At 75.2% G+C, this 16505-nt stretch carries 14 protein-coding genes; 8 read left to right on the top strand and 6 right to left on the bottom strand.

Annotated features, from left to right (window positions below; all coding sequences use genetic code 11):
• Positions 1-125: 125 nt before the first annotated feature.
• Together BM414_RS00860 and BM414_RS00855 are read left to right on the top strand one after the other, a co-directional pair.
• The gene (locus BM414_RS00860; RefSeq protein WP_245784367.1) at positions 126-2261 is read left to right on the top strand and encodes a SpoIIE family protein phosphatase; all 2136 of its coding nucleotides are present in this window, start codon (positions 126-128) and stop codon (positions 2259-2261) included.
• Positions 2262-2293: 32 nt separating this feature from the next.
• Positions 2294-3136, top strand: a complete 843-nt coding sequence (locus tag BM414_RS00855; protein ID WP_093577566.1) for an SDR family oxidoreductase — start codon at positions 2294-2296, stop codon at positions 3134-3136.
• Positions 3137-3145: 9 nt separating this feature from the next.
• Here the strand turns inward: BM414_RS00855 and nrfD are convergent, their stop codons facing one another.
• From nrfD to BM414_RS00825, 6 genes are all read right to left on the bottom strand, one after another.
• Positions 3146-4201, bottom strand: coding sequence for an NrfD/PsrC family molybdoenzyme membrane anchor subunit (gene nrfD, locus BM414_RS00850; protein WP_093577565.1), 1056 nt, complete (start codon positions 4199-4201; stop codon positions 3146-3148).
• Positions 4198-5265 carry a 4Fe-4S dicluster domain-containing protein gene (locus BM414_RS00845; protein WP_093577564.1) on the bottom strand — a complete coding sequence of 356 codons (1068 nt, stop codon included), beginning with the start codon at positions 5263-5265 and terminating at the stop codon, positions 4198-4200. The genes nrfD and BM414_RS00845 overlap by 4 nt, the downstream gene beginning before the upstream one ends.
• 25 nt (positions 5266-5290) lie before the next feature.
• Positions 5291-8008 carry a formate dehydrogenase gene (gene fdh / locus BM414_RS00840; RefSeq protein WP_093577563.1) on the bottom strand — a complete coding sequence of 906 codons (2718 nt, stop codon included), beginning with the start codon at positions 8006-8008 and terminating at the stop codon, positions 5291-5293.
• 12 nt (positions 8009-8020) lie between these two features.
• Positions 8021-8581, bottom strand: a complete 561-nt coding sequence (locus tag BM414_RS31990) for a dehydrogenase (RefSeq protein WP_093577562.1) — start codon at positions 8579-8581, stop codon at positions 8021-8023.
• A 79-nt stretch (positions 8582-8660) separates the two neighbouring features.
• Complete coding sequence (locus BM414_RS00830; RefSeq protein WP_093577561.1) at positions 8661-9065, bottom strand: MmcQ/YjbR family DNA-binding protein; 405 nt, start codon at positions 9063-9065, stop codon at positions 8661-8663.
• 25 nt (positions 9066-9090) lie between these two features.
• Complete coding sequence (locus BM414_RS00825; RefSeq protein WP_139245670.1) at positions 9091-9357, bottom strand: hypothetical protein; 267 nt, start codon at positions 9355-9357, stop codon at positions 9091-9093.
• A 118-nt stretch (positions 9358-9475) separates the two neighbouring features.
• Between BM414_RS00825 and BM414_RS00820 the strand changes: the two genes are divergently transcribed.
• The 6 genes from BM414_RS00820 to BM414_RS00795 all read left to right on the top strand — a co-directional run bounded on the left by BM414_RS00820 (position 9476) and on the right by BM414_RS00795 (position 16503).
• A complete protein-coding gene (locus BM414_RS00820) occupies positions 9476-10285 on the top strand; it encodes an MBL fold metallo-hydrolase (RefSeq protein WP_093577559.1) in 810 nt (269 codons plus the stop codon).
• The gene (locus tag BM414_RS00815) at positions 10282-10971 is read left to right on the top strand and encodes a DedA family protein (protein WP_093577558.1); all 690 of its coding nucleotides are present in this window, start codon (positions 10282-10284) and stop codon (positions 10969-10971) included. The genes BM414_RS00820 and BM414_RS00815 overlap by 4 nt, the downstream gene beginning before the upstream one ends.
• Before the next feature lie 38 nt (positions 10972-11009).
• Positions 11010-13130: a phage holin family protein gene (locus tag BM414_RS00810; RefSeq protein WP_245784366.1), complete on the top strand. Its 2121-nt coding sequence runs from the start codon at positions 11010-11012 to the stop codon at positions 13128-13130.
• A gap of 75 nt (positions 13131-13205) precedes the next feature.
• Positions 13206-14174 (top strand): glucosyl-3-phosphoglycerate synthase, encoded by a 969-nt coding sequence (locus tag BM414_RS00805; RefSeq protein WP_093577557.1) that lies wholly within the window; start codon positions 13206-13208, stop codon positions 14172-14174.
• Positions 14175-14362: 188 nt separating this feature from the next.
• Positions 14363-15316: a glucosyl-3-phosphoglycerate synthase gene (locus BM414_RS00800; protein ID WP_093577556.1), complete on the top strand. Its 954-nt coding sequence runs from the start codon at positions 14363-14365 to the stop codon at positions 15314-15316.
• Positions 15316-16503, top strand: a complete 1188-nt coding sequence (locus tag BM414_RS00795) for a glycosyltransferase (RefSeq protein WP_093577555.1) — start codon at positions 15316-15318, stop codon at positions 16501-16503. Before BM414_RS00800 ends, BM414_RS00795 begins: the two co-directional genes overlap by 1 nt.
• The last annotated feature ends 2 nt before the right edge of the window (positions 16504-16505 follow it).

The raw sequence follows: 16505 nt of genomic DNA, 5'->3' as shown, positions 1-16505 counted from the left end.
CGGACGGCGAGACATCGGCCGACGTGTGATCCGTGCCGGGTGGATTGCCCACAACGGATCGGCCGGGTACACATGGAGCGACCACGTCTCCAGCCACCGGGACGGGCTCACCCGCGACGTGGTGCGTGACCGGGAAGGGCACAGTGGGGGACGCAGGACAGACCCGGCCGCTGGGGAGCGCCCCGGCCCGCCGGCACGTCGACGAGATGGCCACGTCGCTGCGCGGTGAGCTGGCGATGCAGGCCGCCGGGATCGGCACGTTCGACTGGGACCTCGTCACCGGCGTGCTCGACTGGGACGAGCGCCTCGTGGCGCTCTTCGGCTACGACGACGCGACCTTCGAGCGGAGCATCGAGGGCTTCACCGCCCGGCTGCACCCCGACGACCGCGCCGAGGTCACTGCCGCGCTGCAGACCGCGATCGACCGGTGCGGCGACTTCAGCGCGCTCTACCGCATCTGCCTGCCCGGCGGCGCCATCCGCTGGGTGTCGGCCCAGGGTCGCGCGCTCAGCGGCGTCGACGGCGTGGCCACCCGGCTGCTCGGCGCCGCCTACGACGTCACCGAGCAGCGCGGCGACGCCCTCGGCGTGGCCGAGGTCCTCGAGGCGATGCCGGCCGGCTTCTACTCGCTGAGCCCCGGCTGGCGCTTCACGCACGTCAACGCCGAGGCCGAGCGGCTGCTGAGCCGTCGTCGCGAGGACCTGCTGGGCGAGGTCATCTGGGACGCCTTCCCCGCCGCCGTCAGCTCCCTGTTCGAGGAGAGCTACCGCCGCGCCGTCGAGACCGGCCAGCCGGTGTCCTTCGAGGCGCACTACCCCGCACCGCTGGACGGCTGGTACGAGCTGCGTGCCTGGCCGACGGCCGACGGCCTGTCGGTCTACTTCATCGAGGTCACCGACCGGGTCCGCGCCCAGGAGGAGCTGCGCCGCACCGCCGAGCGGACGCTCACCGTGGCGCGCATCAGCACCGAGCTGGCCGGGTCGATGGACGCCGACGTCGCCACCGGACAGGTGCCGCGGATGGTCGTCCCCGCGCTCGCCGACGCGTGCATCGTCAGCGTCCTCGACGAGCACGGCCACACCCGGGCCGTGAGCAGCTGGCACGCCGACGAGGACTCCCGCGACCTGCTGCAGCGCTACGCCCGGTCCCGCGCGGCCGCGCTGGCCGGCATCCCCGCGGTGGTCCGGACGCTCACCACCGGCGAGCCGCTGCACCTGACCGGTGAGCAGGCGGTGGCCACCACCCCGGCCGGGGAGCCGCAGGAGCTGCTGTCCCGTCTGGCACCCACTGCGGCGCTGGCCCTCCCCCTGCGCGGGCGCAGCCAGACCCTGGGCCTGGTGTCGCTCCTCTACACCGACGGCCGCGGGCCGACCGCGGACGAGGTCACCACCCTGCGCGACGTCGCCGAGCGCCTCGGCATGGCCCTCGACAACGCCCGCCTCTACGGCGCCCAGCGGCAGCTGGCCCTGCAGCTGCAGCACTCGATGCTCACCGCACCGCCGGAGCCCGACCACGCCGAGATCGTCGTCCGCTACTTCCCCGCCGCGGAGGCGGCCGCCGTCGGCGGCGACTGGTACGACGCGTTCCTGCAGGCCGACGGCGCCACCACGCTGGTCATCGGCGACGTCGCCGGCCACGACTCCGCCGCCGCCGCGACGATGGGCCAGCTCCGCAGCCTCGTCCGCGGCATCGCACTGAGCACCGGTGCCGGGCCCGCAGCGGTGCTGAGCGACCTCGACCGCGCGATGGAGCTGCTGCGCTTCCGCACCCTCGCCACCGCCGCGGTCGCCCGCTTCGAGCAGACGCGCAGCGAGATCGCGGGCGGCACCACCCGGATGCGCTGGTCCAACGCCGGGCACACGCCGCCGATCCTGCTCACGCCCGGCGGCGAGGTCCGGCTCCTCGCCACCGAGCGCGCCGACATGCTGCTCGGCGTCGACCCGGAGGCACCCCGGCGCGAGTCGGTCGTCGAGCTCGAGCGCGGCTCCACCGTGCTGCTCTACACCGACGGCCTGGTCGAGCGCCGCGACGCCGACCTCGACGCCGGGACCGCCCGGCTCGCCGCGGCGCTGGCCGACTTCGGCGACCGGCCACTGCAGGAGCTGTGCGACGTGCTCGTCCACCACATGGTCGACGGCCACCTCGACGACGACGTCGCGCTGGTCGCCGTCCGCCTGCACCCGCAGGACCGGCCCCGGCCGCCGGCCGCCGGACCGACGGACGTGCCCGCCTCGGTGCCGGCGGACCCCGCCGGCGCCTGAGCCGGGCGCCACCGGTCTCTAGGGTCGGACCGGTGATCGTCGTGACCGCCGCGGGCGGACCCACCGGGACCGCGGTCGTCCGAGCGCTGCGGGCGCGCGGCGAGCAGGTGCGCGCCGTCGTCGCCACCCCCGGGCCGCGGCCGGAGCTCGAGTCGCTGGGCGCCGAGGTGGTCGCCGCCGACCTCACCGGGGACCTGTCCCCCGCGCTGGCCGGCGCCCGCGCGCTGTACCTCGTCTGGCCGAACTTCGACCCGCGCGAGGAGACCGGCGCCCCCGCCGTGCTGCGGGCCGCCGCGCAGGCCGGTGCGACGCGGCTGGTCTACCACTCGGTACTGCGGCCACAGCTGCGGTCGATGCCGCACCACGCCGCCAAGGACCGCGTCGAGGAGGCGCTGGACGACGCCGTCGCCGGGACCGCCGCCCGCTGGCGGGTGCTGCAGCCGTGCGCCTACGCCGACAACCTCGACGCGCAGGTGGGCGCCGCCGCCGGCAGCGGCCGGCTGCCCAGCCCGTGGGGCCTGGAGCGGGCGCAGTCCCTCGTCGACGTGCGCGACGTCGCCGAGGCCGCGGCCGTGCTGCTCACCGAGGACGGCCTGGACAGCGGCACCTTCGAGGCGGCCGGACCGCAGGCGCTCACCGCGCCCGACCTCGCCCGGCTGGCCGGTGCCCACCTCGGCCGAGAGGTGACCGCCGTCGACGTCGACCCGCCGGCCGACGACGGCAGCTACGCCCGCCGGTGCCTGCGGGCGATGTTCGCGTCCTACCGCGCGCACGGGTTCACCGGCAGCCCCCGGGTGCTCACCGCCCTGCTCGGCCGCCCGCCGCGGACCTACGCCGAGCACCTCGCCGACCGGCCCAGGAGCCCTCGGCGCTGAAGGCCGCTCTCAGCGGGTGACGCTCGGCGCGTGCCCGTTCTGCCGCGCGGCCTCCCGGGCGGCCAGCCGCTCGCGCTGCGGGACGACGGTGTACTTCGGGTGCTTGGCGGAGACGAGCCCGGCCTCGAAGACGCCGAAGCGGGTGAGCAGCGACCCGGCCGCCAGCAGCGCCCCGGCCACCACCGCACCGGCCCGGTTCCGGCCGGCGGCGACGGTCAGCAGCGCGCCCGCCGCCGTGCAGCCCTTGGCGATGCGCAGCAGCGTCCCGGGCCGGCCCTCGTGGTACGGCTCGCTGACGATGCCGTGCCCGCTCTCCACCCGGTGCATCGCGGCCAGCTCGATGGCCGCCCCGGCCACCGCCGTCCGCCGCGAGGGCCCGGCCTCCGCCACCGGCGTGAAGACCATCGTCACGCCGCCGCCGGCCGCCATCGCCGAGCCACCGAAGACGTACGGCAGCTGGTCGTGCGCCGCGTGCCAGGACGGCACCGCGGTGTTGGCCAGCAGCACCGCGGTGTAGGTGGCCAGCGGTCCGCCGAACAGCGCCGAGACCACCCCGCCGAACCGCTTGAGCCGCGGGAACCAGCCCAGCAGCTCGACGGCCGCCGTCGCACCGGCCGCCGCGCCGAACGGCGCCAGGATGTAGGAGCCGACCGACAGCGGCGAGGTCGGCTTGAACACCCGCAGCATGTGCAGGAAGCGCTCGGGCCGGCCGAGGTCGTGGATGAGGAAGACCACCGAGGCGACCGCCCCGCCGCCGGCGGTGAACCGGGCGGTGCGGGTCAGCGACGGCCGGCCGGTGACGTCGGCGACCGCGGCGATGATCGACGACGACCCCGCCATCCCGCCGAGGAAGAGGTACAGCGGCACGTCGGGTGACTTCCACACCGGCGGCTTGATGATCGGGCGGCCGTAGTAGGACGTGAACTCGGCGTCCTCGACCATGGGGACCTCGCCCCCGCGGCCGCCGCGCCGTCCCCCCTTGCGACGCCGCTTCGCCCGCTGCTCCGCCGGCGGCCCGTCGGCCCGCCGCCACCCGGCGCCGGGTGTGGCCAGTCCCTCCGTCACCGGGGCCGCCGTCCCACGAAGGCGGAGACGACGACGCCGACCATCATCGCGGCGCCCGCCGCGGCGGCCCGCCACATCGAGGGCAGGTCACGGGTGGTCACCACCGGGTCCGGTGGCAGGCCGTAGACCTCCGGCTCGTCGAGCAGCAGGAAGAACGCCCCGGCGCCGCCGACGCCGTCGTCCTCGTCGCGGCCGTAGAGCCGTGCGGTCTCCACGCCCTGGCCCTGGAGGGTGGCCAGCCGCGCGTCGGCGCGGGCCTGCAGCTCCTCGAGGTTGCCGAACTGGATCGACTGCGTGGGGCAGGCGGTGGCGCAGGCCGGCTGCAGCCCGTCGGTGAGCCGGTCGTAGCACATCGTGCACTTGAAGACCCGGCCGTCGTCCTTGCGCTGGTCGATGACGCCGTACGGGCAGGCGGGCACGCAGTAGCCGCAGCCGTTGCAGATGTCGCCCTGCACCACGACGGTGCCGAACTCGGTGCGGAACAGCGCACCCGTCGGGCAGACGTCGAGGCACCCGGCGTGCGTGCAGTGCTTGCAGACGTCGGAGCTCATCAGCCAGCGGATCTGCTTGTCCGAGCCGGTCTGCCCCGTCTGCGGGTCGAACTCGCTGAGCGCCTCGGCGTTGAGGACGCCGGACTGCTGCGCCGTCGCCAGGCTGTCGTCGTTCTGGCCCTCGGCGACCGACGGGCCGGAGCCCTGGCGGTCGTCGCCGGGGCGCCCGAAGGTCGGCGTCGGCAGGTCGACGGTGCGGGTCTGCTCGATGAAGGCCACGTGCCGCCAGGAGTTGGCGCCGAGCTGGCCGGTGTTGTCGTAGGACATCCCGGACAGCCCGATGACGTCGCGCACGCCGTGCGAGTCGTCCATCGGCAGGGTGTTCCACTCCTTACACGCCACCTCGCAGGCCTTGCAGCCGATGCACACCGAGGTGTCGGTGAAGAAGCCCACCCGCGCCGGGTGGTCGGTGTCGTAGCCGGCCTCGCCCTGGACGTCGGGCAGCGGCCCGAACAGCCGGTTGTCCGGGTCGCGGCCCGTGAAGGCCGGGCTCGCCGAGCTGATCGAGGTCATGCCGGCCTCCTCCCTGCTCCGGTGGTCACAGCTGGGATCCCTCGCCGGCCTCGGCGGCGACCGGGTCGCGGCCGTTCACCCCGACCCGTCCGGACCCCACGCCGGCCCGCCGGCGGTAGGACTCGACGAAGTCGATCAGCGCCGGGCCGCGCGGGCGCCGTCCCGGCCGGATGTCGGCGGTGCTGACCTTGTCCTCCTGGATGTGGGTGTTCGGGTCGAGCACGATCCCGAGCAGGTCGTTCGCCGAGTCGCCGGTCGAGATGCCGCTGTAGGACCAGTGGTAGGGCATCCCGATCTGGTGCACGACCTGGCCGCTGCGCAGCCGGATCGGCCGCATCCGCTCGGTGACCAGCACCTTCGCCTCGATCGCGGTCCGCGTGCTGACCAGCGTGGCGTAGTCGCCGTTGGTCAGGCCGCGCAGCGCGGCGAGCTCCGGGCTCACCTCGACGAAGAACTCCGGCTGCAGCTCGGACAGGTAGGGCAGCGTGCGGCTCATCCCGCCGGCGGTGTGGTGCTCGGTGAGCCGGTAGGTGGTCACCTGGAACGGGAAGACCGGGCTGAGCGCGGGGTTCTCGCGGTTCCACGGCCCCTCGATGTGCTCGATCGTCGGGTTCGCCTGCTGCTTGTACAGGGCGTTCTCGACGACGGACTCCGCCGGCTCGTAGTGCGTCGGCAGCGGGCCGTCGACCACCCCCGCGGGCGCGTACAGCCAGGCCTTCCCGTCCCCCTGCATGATGAACGGGTCGCTGCCGCCGATGGCGTCCTGTGCCCGGGCGCCGTCCGGCGGCACGTAGTCCGGCCGCTTGGTCGCCTCGAAGTCCGGGTTGTCGGCGCCGGTCCAGCGACCGGCCTCCTCGTCCCAGTACACGTACTTCTTGCGCTCGCTCCACGGCTTGCCGTCGGGGTCGGCCGAGGCGCGGTTGTAGAGGATGCGCCGGTTGTACGGCCAGGCCCAGCCCCACTCGGAGGCGACCTGGCCCTGCTCGCGGCCGGGCTTGCGGCGGGCGGCCTGGTTGACCTCGTCGGCGTAGACGCCGGAGTAGATCCAGCAGCCGCACGTCGTCGAGCCGTCGTCCTTCAGCTCCATGTAGCCCGACACCGCGTGCCCGTCGGGACCGACGCCGTTGATCTCGCGCAGGACGGCGTCGGCGCTGGGCTCCTGGTCCGGCCCGTGGGTCGGGTAGTCCCAGGTCAGGTCCAGCAGGGGGCGGTCCCGCGGGTCGGTGGAGTCCGCCAGCCGCTCCCGCAGCATGCGGCCGAGGTGGTAGTAGAACCACAGGTCGCTCTTCGCGTCGCCCGGCGGCTCGACGGCCTTGTGGCGCCACTGCAGCAGCCGCTGGGTCTGGGTGAAGGTCCCCTCCTTCTCCGCGTGCGACGCCGCGGGCACGAAGAAGACCTCGGTGGCGATCGTCTCGGGCGCCAGCTCCCCGGTCTCGATCTCCGGCGACTCCTTCCAGAAGGTCGCCGACTCGATCATCTGCAGGTCGCGGACCACCAGCCAGTCCAGGTTGGCCAGGCCGAACCGGTTCATCCGGCCGTTGGGGTGCCCGACCGTCGGGTTCTCGCCGACGAGGAAGTAGCCGGCGATCTTGCCCTGGATCATGTCGGCGATCTGGCGGTAGGAGCTGTGGTCGCCGTCGATCTTCGGCATGTAGTCGAAGCAGAAGTCGTTCTCCGCGGTCGCGGCGTCGCCCCACCAGGCCTTGAGCAGGCTGACCGTGTAGGACCGCTTGTTGCCCCAGAACCCGGCCTTGCCGGCCGCGTCGGCGCAGTACTCGTCGAGCGTCGCGTGCTGCATCGCGTGCGGCATCGGCAGGTAGCCCGGCAGCAGGTTGTACAGCGTCGGGACGTCGGTCGAGCCCTGGATGCTGGCGTGCCCGCGCAGCGCCAGGATGCCGCCGCCGGGACGGCCGATGTTGCCCAGCAGCGTCTGCAGGATCGAGCAGGTGCGGATGTACTGCGCGCCGACGCTGTGCTGCGTCCAGCCCACCGAGTAGACCCACGCCGTCGTCCGGTCCCGCTTGCTGTTCTCGGTCACCCAGCGGGCGACCTGCAGGAACACCTCCGGCTCGATGCCGCAGACCTCGGCGACCATCTCCGGGGTGTAGCGGGCGAAGTGCCGCTTGAGGACCTGGAAGACGGTGCGGGGGTGCTGCAGCGTCTCGTCCCGCTTCGGCTTGGCGGGGATCGGCGGGCCGCCGCTGCCGGCCGCCTGGGCCTTGTCGGTCTTCTTGATCTCGGGGTCCTGCTCCTTGCGGTCCTGCTCCGCGGCCCCCGCCGGGTCGTCCGAGCCGGAGTGCGGCGCCTCCTCCGGCTCGTACTGCCAGCTGGCCTCGTCGTACTGGTTGTGCTCCGGGTCGAAGCCGGAGAACAGGCCACCGAGGTCCTCGGCGTCGACGAAGTCCTCACCCACCAGCGCCGCGGCGTTGGTGTAGGCGACCACGTACTCCTTGAAGTACAGCTCGTTGTCGAGCACGTACCGGATCAGGCCGCCGAGGAAGGCGATGTCGGTGCCCATGCGCAGCGGCACGTGCAGGTCGGCGATCGCGCTGGTGCGGGTGAACCGCGGGTCGATGTGGACCACCTTGGCGCCGCGCGCCTTCGCCTCCGCCACCCATTGGAAACCCACCGGGTGGCACTCGGCCATGTTCGAACCCTCGATGACGATGCAGTCGGAGTTCGCGAGGTCTTCCTGGGAGTTCGTGGCGCCACCACGACCGAACGAGGCACCCAGACCGGGCACCGTGGCGGAGTGCTATATGCGCGCCTGGTTCTCGATCTGGATCGCGCCCATGGCGCTGTAGAGCTTCTTCATGAGGTAGTTCTCCTCGTTGTCGAGGGTCGCCCCTCCGAGGCTCGCCAACCCCATCGTGCGGTTCACGCGCTTGCCGCCGTTCTCGTCCTGCCAGCCCTTGCGCCGGGCCTCCAGGACGCGGTCGGCGATCATCTCCATCGCCGTGTCGAGCTCGAGGTCCTCCCACTCCGTCCCGTACGGGCGGCGGTACTTGACCGTCGTGACGCGGGTCGGGCTGGTGACCAGCGACTTGCTGGCGCTGCCCTTGGGGCACAGCCGGCCGCGGCTGATCGGCGAGTCCGGGTCGCCCTCGATCTGGACGATCTGCTCGTCCTTGACGAAGATCCGCTGCCCGCAACCCACCGCGCAGTAGGGGCACACGCTCTGCACGACGCGGTCGGCGGTGGCCGTGCGGCTCACCACGTTCTCCGTCGCCCTGCTGCGTGCCGCCGCACCGCGTCCGAGCGGGTCGGGGCCGGTCAGCTGCCGGAACACCGGCCAGGCGTCGAGCCAGGTCTTCACCGTGTGGACTCTGCCACTCCTCGGCGCATCCGGCCTCCGGAACGTCCCGGGGTCGCATCGGTGCCGGAGGCGGTCCCCCCTAGGTCGCCGGGTCGGTCCGCCCGGCGGCGAGGTGCTCCTGCGCCAGTCGCTTCGGCGCCTTCGCCAGCCACGCCTCGGTGACCAGCTCGGCGAGCTCGGGGACGTCGACGGCGTCCAGCCGCACGAGCACGACGGCGTACCCGTCGAAGTGCGGCGTCGTGAGGTAGACGGCGGGGTCGTCGGCGATGAGCGCGTGCTTCACGCCCTCGTCGGCGACGGCGACACCGAGGACCGGGCCGTGGGGGGCGGCGTCTCCGAGGTGCGCGACGTCGGCACGGCGCAGCGGGCGCTCCCACACGAAGGCCTTGTCGCGCACCTTCCACGCCTGTCCGCCGTACGAGGTGCCCTCCACGGCCCCGGGCAGGGCGAGGGCCAGGCGCCGCACGTCCGCCCAGGTGGCCACGGACGCGACGCTAGCCCTCCCGGGATCAGACCGGGGTCACGCCAGGCGTCCGCTGGCCGCGGGGCGGCAGGGCCAGCCCGCAGGCGGCCAGCCGCTCGCGCAGCCGTGCCGCCTCCTGCCGCCGCTGCTCGGCGCGCCGGCGCAGGACGGCCACCTGCAGCGGGTCGGCCGTGCGCTGCGCGCGCAGCTCCAGCACCGCCGCCGTCTCCAGGTGCAGCGCCATGCGCCGCAGCTCGCCGGACAGCTCCGCCGTCCGCAGACCCGACCCCGGGTCCCCCTCCACTGAGGTCATGGGACGCATGGTGGAACGCATCCGTCCCCGCCGCACCCGGAGCGACGCGCCGGAGTGAACGCCCCCGGCGGGGAAAAGAGGTCCCGGACCCGTCGGTGCCCGGGTCGATACTGGCCGGGTGGATGGTCCCGGCCTGCACTGGATCGGCCACTCGACCGTCCGCGTCGAGCTGGCCGGCACCGTCGTGCTGACCGATCCGGTGCTCACCCGCGTCGTCGGCCCGCTGCGGCGGGTCGTCCCCCTCCCGCCCGCGGCCGCCTGGTCCGGGGTCGACCTGGTGCTGGTCAGCCACCTGCACGAGGACCACCTGCACCTGCCCAGCCTGCGGCTGCTGGACGACGACGCCCGCGTGGTCGTCCCCCGCGGCGCCGGCGCGTGGCTGCGCTCGCACGGCGTGCGGTGGGTCGACGAGCTGGCGCCCGGCGAGTCGCTGGTGCACCGCGACCTGCGGGTCACCGCCGTCCCCGCGGTCCACAGCGGCCACCGCTGGGGCCCGCGGCTGACCCACGGCCCCGTCGCCGCCGCCGTCGGGCACCTCGTGGAGGGCGCCGGCGCCACCGTCTACGCCTGCGGGGACACCGACCTGTTCGACGGGATGGCCCGCATCGGCGACCGCGGCATCGACGTCGCGCTGGTGCCGGTGTGGGGCTGGGGCCCGACGCTCGGCCCCGGCCACCTCGATCCCGGGCGGGCCGCCGAGGCGGTGGCGCGGCTGCGCCCGCGGGTCGCCGTCCCGGTGCACTGGGGGACGCTCACCCTCGCCGGCGGGACGGTCGTGCCCGGCCTGGCCCGGCGCTACCGGCGGCTGCTGACCGAACCGCCGCGCGTCTTCGCCGACGCGGTCGCCGCCCGCGGGCTGCCCACCACCGTCGTCGTCACCGAGCCCGGCGGCGCGGTCGAGCTCCCCACCGTGGCGGGTGCGCCGTGAGCACGACCCTGCTCGCCTCCGGCTGGACCGACGGGTCCTCGGTCGGCTACCCCGTGCTCTTCGGCGGGGTGCTGCTCGGCTCGATCGTGCCGGTGGTGCCCACCGGCGCGGTGGTGGGCGCGGCGGCCGCGTTCGCGATCACCGCGCACGAGCTCAACCTGGTCGCGGTCCTCGTGGTGGCCACCCTCGCCGCCTGGCTGGGCGACGTCGTCACCTTCGCCGTGTGCCGGTTCGGCGGGCCGGCCGCGGTGCGCTGGGTGGCCCGGGGCCAGCACGCCGACCGCATCGAGGAGGTCCGCGAGCAGTTCCGCCTGCACGGCTGGCAGATCGTCGTCGCCGGCCGGCTGCTGCCCGCCGGCCGCATCCCCGTGCTGCTGGCCGCCGGCGCGCTGGCCTATCCGTGGCGGCGGCTGCTGCCCGCCTCGCTGCTGGCCGCCGGCCTGTGGGCGGTCGCCTACGCGCTGCTCGGCGTGGCCAGTGGCGGCATCTTCGACAGCCCGCTCATCGCGACGCTGGTGGCCGCGCTGCTGGTCCTCGTCGTCGGCGCGGTGCTCAACCTGGCCGGATCGCGCCGCAGGCGGCAGCTCGAGCCGGAGGTACGGCCGTCCGAGCCCGAAGCGCAGCCAGCCGAGTCCGAGGCGCAGCCCGACGACGAGACCAGCCCGACCCCGTGCCGGCCGGCGTGACCCGGTCCGGTTCGTCGCGGTCGGCTGCGCGTGGCCGGGTGCTCGGTCGCGGCCGGGCGACGGCGCGGGTGCTGCTCACCTGGGTGCTGGCCACGCTGGCCCTCGTCGGTCTCGACCGGTGGCTGGACGGCTTCGCGATGTCCGCCTGGTGGCAGCCACCGCTGGCGGCTCTCCTGCTGGGCCTGCTCGCCGGCGTGGCCTGGCCGCTGGTCATGCGGGTGGCGCTGCCGCTGGCGCTGTTCACGCTGGGCGTGGGCAGCTTCCTGCTGCTCGGCGGGGGGGTGCTGGCGATCTCCTTCGCGATCCCGGGCGTGGTGGTGGCCGACCTCGGCACCGCGGTGCTGGTCGCCGTCGCCATGGCGGCGGTGACGGCGGTGGTGAGCAGTGCGCTGGCCATCGACGAGGACGAGGTGTTCTTCCGCCGCGCCCGCCGCCGCGCCGTCCGCGCCGCGAGTCCCGGCCCCTGTCCGCCGGGCGTGCTGTTCCTGCAGATCGACGGGCTGGGCGCCGACACGGTCCGGCGCGCCGTCCGCGACGGGTCCATGCCCACGCTGGCCGCGTGGCTGCGGTCCGGCAGCCACGCGCTCACCGTGTGGCACACGGACTGGAGCTCGCAGACCGGCGCCTCGGTCTGCGGCATCCTGCACGGCTCCAACCACGACATCCCGGGGTTCCGCTACTACGAGAAGGACCGCGACCACGTGGTCGCGGTGTCGCACCCGGCCGACGCCGCCGAGGTCGAGCGGCGGCACTCCGACGGCCGTGGGCTGCTGGCCGGCGGCGGTGCCAGCCGCGGCAACCTGTTCAGCGGCGACGCCCCGCACGTCAGCCTCACGATGAGCGCGCTGCCACTGGTGACGGCGCGGCGCGGCCTCCGGCGCCGCGAGCGGGTCGGCGCCGGCTACTACGCCTACTTCGCCAACCCGGTGAACGCGCTGCGCACGCTGGCGGTCTCGCTCGCCGACGTCTACCGCGAGCTGGTCGCCGCGGCCCGGCAGCGCCGCGCCGACGTACGCCCGCGGGTGAGCCGCGGCGGCATCTACCCGCTGGCCCGGCCGGGGACGACGGTCATCGCCCGCGACGTCGTCGTCGCGGCGATCCTCGAGGACATGCTCGCCGCCCGGCCGGTCGTCTACGCCGACTTCCTCGGCTACGACGAGGTGGCCCACCACAGCGGCGTCGAGCGCTTCGACACCCTGGAGGTGCTGCGCAGCATCGACCAGCAGGTCGGCCGGCTGGCCCGGGCCGCCGAACTGGCGCCGCGGCACTACCACCTGGTCCTGCTCTCCGACCACGGCCAGACCCAGGGCGAGGCCTTCGCGCAGCGCTTCGGGGAGACGATCGAGTCCTTCGTCGGCCGGCACTGCGGTGGCTCGCCGGCGCCCGGGCAGCGCGGCCCCGAGCCCCGCGACAGCCGGCGGCCGGCCGAGGGCTGGCAGGTCGCCTCCGCCCTCGCCGAGGCGGCGTCCGGCCCCGGCCCGATCGCCCGCAGGCTGCGCGAGCGGGTCGAGTCCGCCGGCGCCGACGAGCACACGCACCGCACGTCGTCGGGGCAGCCGGGGCGGGTCGCGCGGGTGGCGCCCGGCGTCGTGGTCGTCGTCTCCGGGCACACCGCCGGGATCTCCCTCCCCGACCTGCCCGGCCGGGTGCCGCTCGAGGAGATCGAGCGCCACTGGCCCGACCTGCTGCCCGCGCTGGTCGACCACGACGGGGTGGGGTTCGCGCTGGTGCACTCCGACGAGCACGGGCCGGTCGTGCTCGGCCGCGACGGCCTGCACCGGCTGGCCTCCGGCGAGGTGATCGGCGAGGACCCGCTGGCGTCCTACGGCGAGCACGCGCCGGCGCTGGTCGCGCGGGTGTCGTCGTTCCCGCACTGCCCCGACGTGATGGTCAACAGCCGGTACGACCCCGACACCGACGAGGCCTCGCCGTTCGAGCCGCACGTCGGGTCGCACGGCGGTCTCGGCGGCCCGCAGCAGCGCGGCTTCCTCGCGTACCCGCGGCTGCTCAGCCCGCCCGGGGAGATCGTCGGCGCCGAGCACCTGCACCGGGTGCTGCGCGGCTGGCTCACCGAGCTCGGGCACCCCGAGCCGGACGGGCGGGGCGCGCGGGTCGGGCCGGACAGCCCGGCCGCGCTGCGCGATCCCAGCCGTGTCTGACCGGCAGGCCACGGCTGCGTGAACAGCGGCCCGGCACCGTGGCGCCGGCGCCGGGCGGTCCACGAGAGTGGTCCGATGCGACCCGACGCCCGCGCCTGGTTCTCCGGCCGCACGACCCCCGCCCGCTCGCTCGCCGACCTCCACGTCGCCGCGCTGCTGCGCGCCAAGCGCCGTGGCGGGCACCGGGTGAGCGTGGTCCTGCCCGCGCGCGACGAGGAGGCCACCGTCGGCCGGCTGGCCCGCGAGCTGGTCGACCGGTGGGTGCGCCGGGTCCCGCTGGTCGACGAGGTGCTCGTCGTCGACTCCGACTCCGGCGACCGCACCGCCGAGGTGGCCCGCGCCGCCGGGGCCGACGTCGTCGCCGCGGCCGACGTGCTGCCCGCCCACGGCACCCGCCCCGGCAAGGGCGAGGCGCTCTGGAAGTCGCTGGCGGCCACCACCGGCGACCTGCTCGTCTTCCTCGACGCCGACCTGCTCGGCGACGTCAGGCACTACGTGCCCGGCCTGCTGGCGCCGCTGCTCACCGATCCGCAGGTCGGCTACGTCAAGGGCTGCTACACCCGGCCGCTGGAGGTCGACGGCCGCTCCGTGCCCGCCGGCGGCGGCCGGGTCACCGAGCTCACCGCCCGGCCGCTGCTCAACGCCCTGTGGCCGGAGCTGGCCGGTTTCGTCCAGCCGCTGGGTGGCGAGTACGCGGGACGTCGGGAGGCGCTCGAGCAGGTGCCCTTCGTCTCCGGCTACGGCGTGGAGGTGGGCCTGCTGGTCGACCTGCTCGGGCTGCTGGGCCTCGGCGGTCTGGCGCAGGTCGACCTCGGCGTGCGCCGGCACACCTCGCAGGACCAGGAGGCGCTCGGCCGCATGGCCGGGCAGGTGGTCTCCGCGGTGCTCGCCCGCAGCGGCTCCGCGGACGTCGGCGGGCTGCTCACCCAGTACCGCGCCGGGGACGGCGGCTTCGTCCCTGTCAGCACGCTGGTGGCGGTCGACGAGCGGCCGCCCATGGTCACCGTCCCCGAGTACCGGGCCTCCCGCGCCGGCGCGGTCTGAGCCCGGGACACCTCCGGCCGACGGTCGTGCTCTGCCCCGTACGGGGGGCAGAGCACGAGGGAGCGCGGGATCACTGCAGGTCACGACGTCGCGGCAGGCCCGGTGGAGCCCGCCGTACTGCATAGTGGCGCGACGGGGGTCCCGTGCCAGGCGGCCGAGCCGGCACCCGACCAAGGGGAGCAGAGACCATGCGCCCTGACGTCCACCGCTGGCTGCGCCGGCGCACCTACACCGCCACGTCCTGGACCGCCGCCGACCTGGCAGCGGCCAAGCGTGCGCAGGGGAGCACCGTCAGCGTCGTGCTCCCCGCGCTGGACGAGGAGGCCACCGTCGGCGCGATCGTCGGCGTCATCCGCGCCGGGCTCGTGGACCGCGACCCCCTGGTCGACGAGGTCGTCGTCGTGGACAGCGGCTCCGCCGACCGCACGGCCGCCGTCGCCGCGGCCGCCGGGGCTCGCGTCGTCGACACCGGCACCGTGCTGCCCTCCCACGGCCGCGTGCCGGGCAAGGGCGAGGCACTGTGGAAGTCGCTGGCGGCCACCAGCGGCGACCTCGTCGTCTTCGTCGACGCCGACCTGGTCGGCTTCGATCCGCAGTACGTCGTCGGCCTGCTCGGCCCGCTGCTCACCGACCCGGCCATCGGCTACGTCAAGGCGCTCTACGACCGGCCGCTCACCACGACCGAGGGCATCGTCCCCTCCGGCGGCGGGCGGGTCACCGAGCTGCTGGCCCGGCCGCTGCTCAACGCGTTCTGGCCGGAGCTGTCCGGGTTCGTCCAGCCGCTGTCGGGCGAGTACGCCGGCCGCCGCGAGCTGCTCGAGCGGGTCCCGTTCGTCTCCGGTTACGGCGTCGAGTTCGGGCTGCTGATCGACCTCGCGGGGCTGGCCGGTGTCGACGCGCTCGCCCAGGTCGACCTCGGTACCCGCCAGCACGCCCACCAGTCCGACGCCGCGCTCGGCCGCATGGCCGGGCAGATCCTGCAGACGGCGATGGCCCGCCGTCCCGGAGCCGGGGACCCCGCCTCGCAGCTGCTGCAGTTCCTCCGCACCACCGACGGCGTCGAGGCGGTGAGCTGGAACGTGGCGGTGAGCGAGCGACCACCGATGACCACGGTCCGGGCGGCGGCGTCCGGAGGCCGTTGATGCGGGTCCTCATGGACGCCGGCCCCTGGCTGCCGGTGCCGCCCGCGGGCTACGGCGGGCTGGAGAACGTCGTCGCCACGCTGACCGCCGAGCTGCGCAGGCGCGGCCACACCGTCGTCCTGGCCGCCTCCGGCGACTCCCCGCTGCCCGTCGACGGCCTCGTCAGCGCCTTCCCCACCGGCCACTTCGACGTCCTCGGCGCCCCGTACGCGCAGGTCGTCGGCATCGCGCACGCCCACGCGCAGGCCGTCGCCGTGGCCGCCACCACGGGGGCCTTCGACCTGGTGCACACCCACCTGGAGGTGGTCGGCCCGGCGGTGCTCGCCGCGCTCGGCCGGGCGGCGCCCCCGGTGCTGCACACCCTGCACTGGGACCTGCACCGCAACGCCCACTTCTACGAGTGCTTCGACGGCCGCGGCCGGGTGTTCTTCGCCGGGGTGTCCGACAACCAGGTGGCCCGCGGGCCCGAGCGGCTGCGGCGCCAGACGCTGGGCGCCGTCCCGCTGGCGGTGCCGGTCGACGGCCCTCCGCCCGTGCCGCGGGAGGACCGCGACGACGCCGTCCTCGTGCTCGCCCGGCTGTGCGAGCTCAAGGGCACCGACACCGCCGTCCGCGCCTGCCGCGCCGCCGGTGTGCCCGTGGTGCTCGCCGGCCCGGTCGGCCCGCTGACCGACCGCGCCGCGCTGGACACCGCCCTGGCCACCCCCGGGCACCCGGCGCTGTCCCACCCCGACGTCGCGTGGTTCCTCGACTGCGTCGAGCCCCTGCTCGACGGCGACCGGGCGCGCTGGGTGGGCACCGTGAGCGGCGCGGAGAAGGCCGACCTCCTGCGCCGGGCGCGGGCGCTGCTGACGCCGGTCCGCTGGGAGGAACCCGGCGGCACGGCGGCCTGCGAGGCGCTCGCGGCCGGGACGCCGGTGGTCGCCCTGGCCCGCGGCTGCCTGCCCTCGCTCGTCGACGACGGCCGCACCGGCCTGCTCGCCGACGACGAGGCGGGCCTGACCGCGGCGCTGGCGCGGATCGGGGAGATCGACCCGGAGGTGTGCGCGGCCGAGGCGCGGCGGCGGTTCGCGCCCCCGGTCATGGCCGCGGCCTACGAGCGGCTCTACGCCGAGGTGGTCCGCCGCGCGCGGGTGCGCACGACGACCGGCCCGCGCATCGTCGCGCCCCGCTCTCCCATGCCCTGAGG

Origin of the sequence: Geodermatophilus amargosae, assembly GCF_900116515.1 — a bacterium.
GTDB lineage: Bacteria > Actinomycetota > Actinomycetes > Mycobacteriales > Geodermatophilaceae > Geodermatophilus > Geodermatophilus amargosae.
The sequence above is the reverse complement of the archived record's forward strand: the minus strand, read 5'-3'. Positions and strand labels throughout refer to the sequence as shown.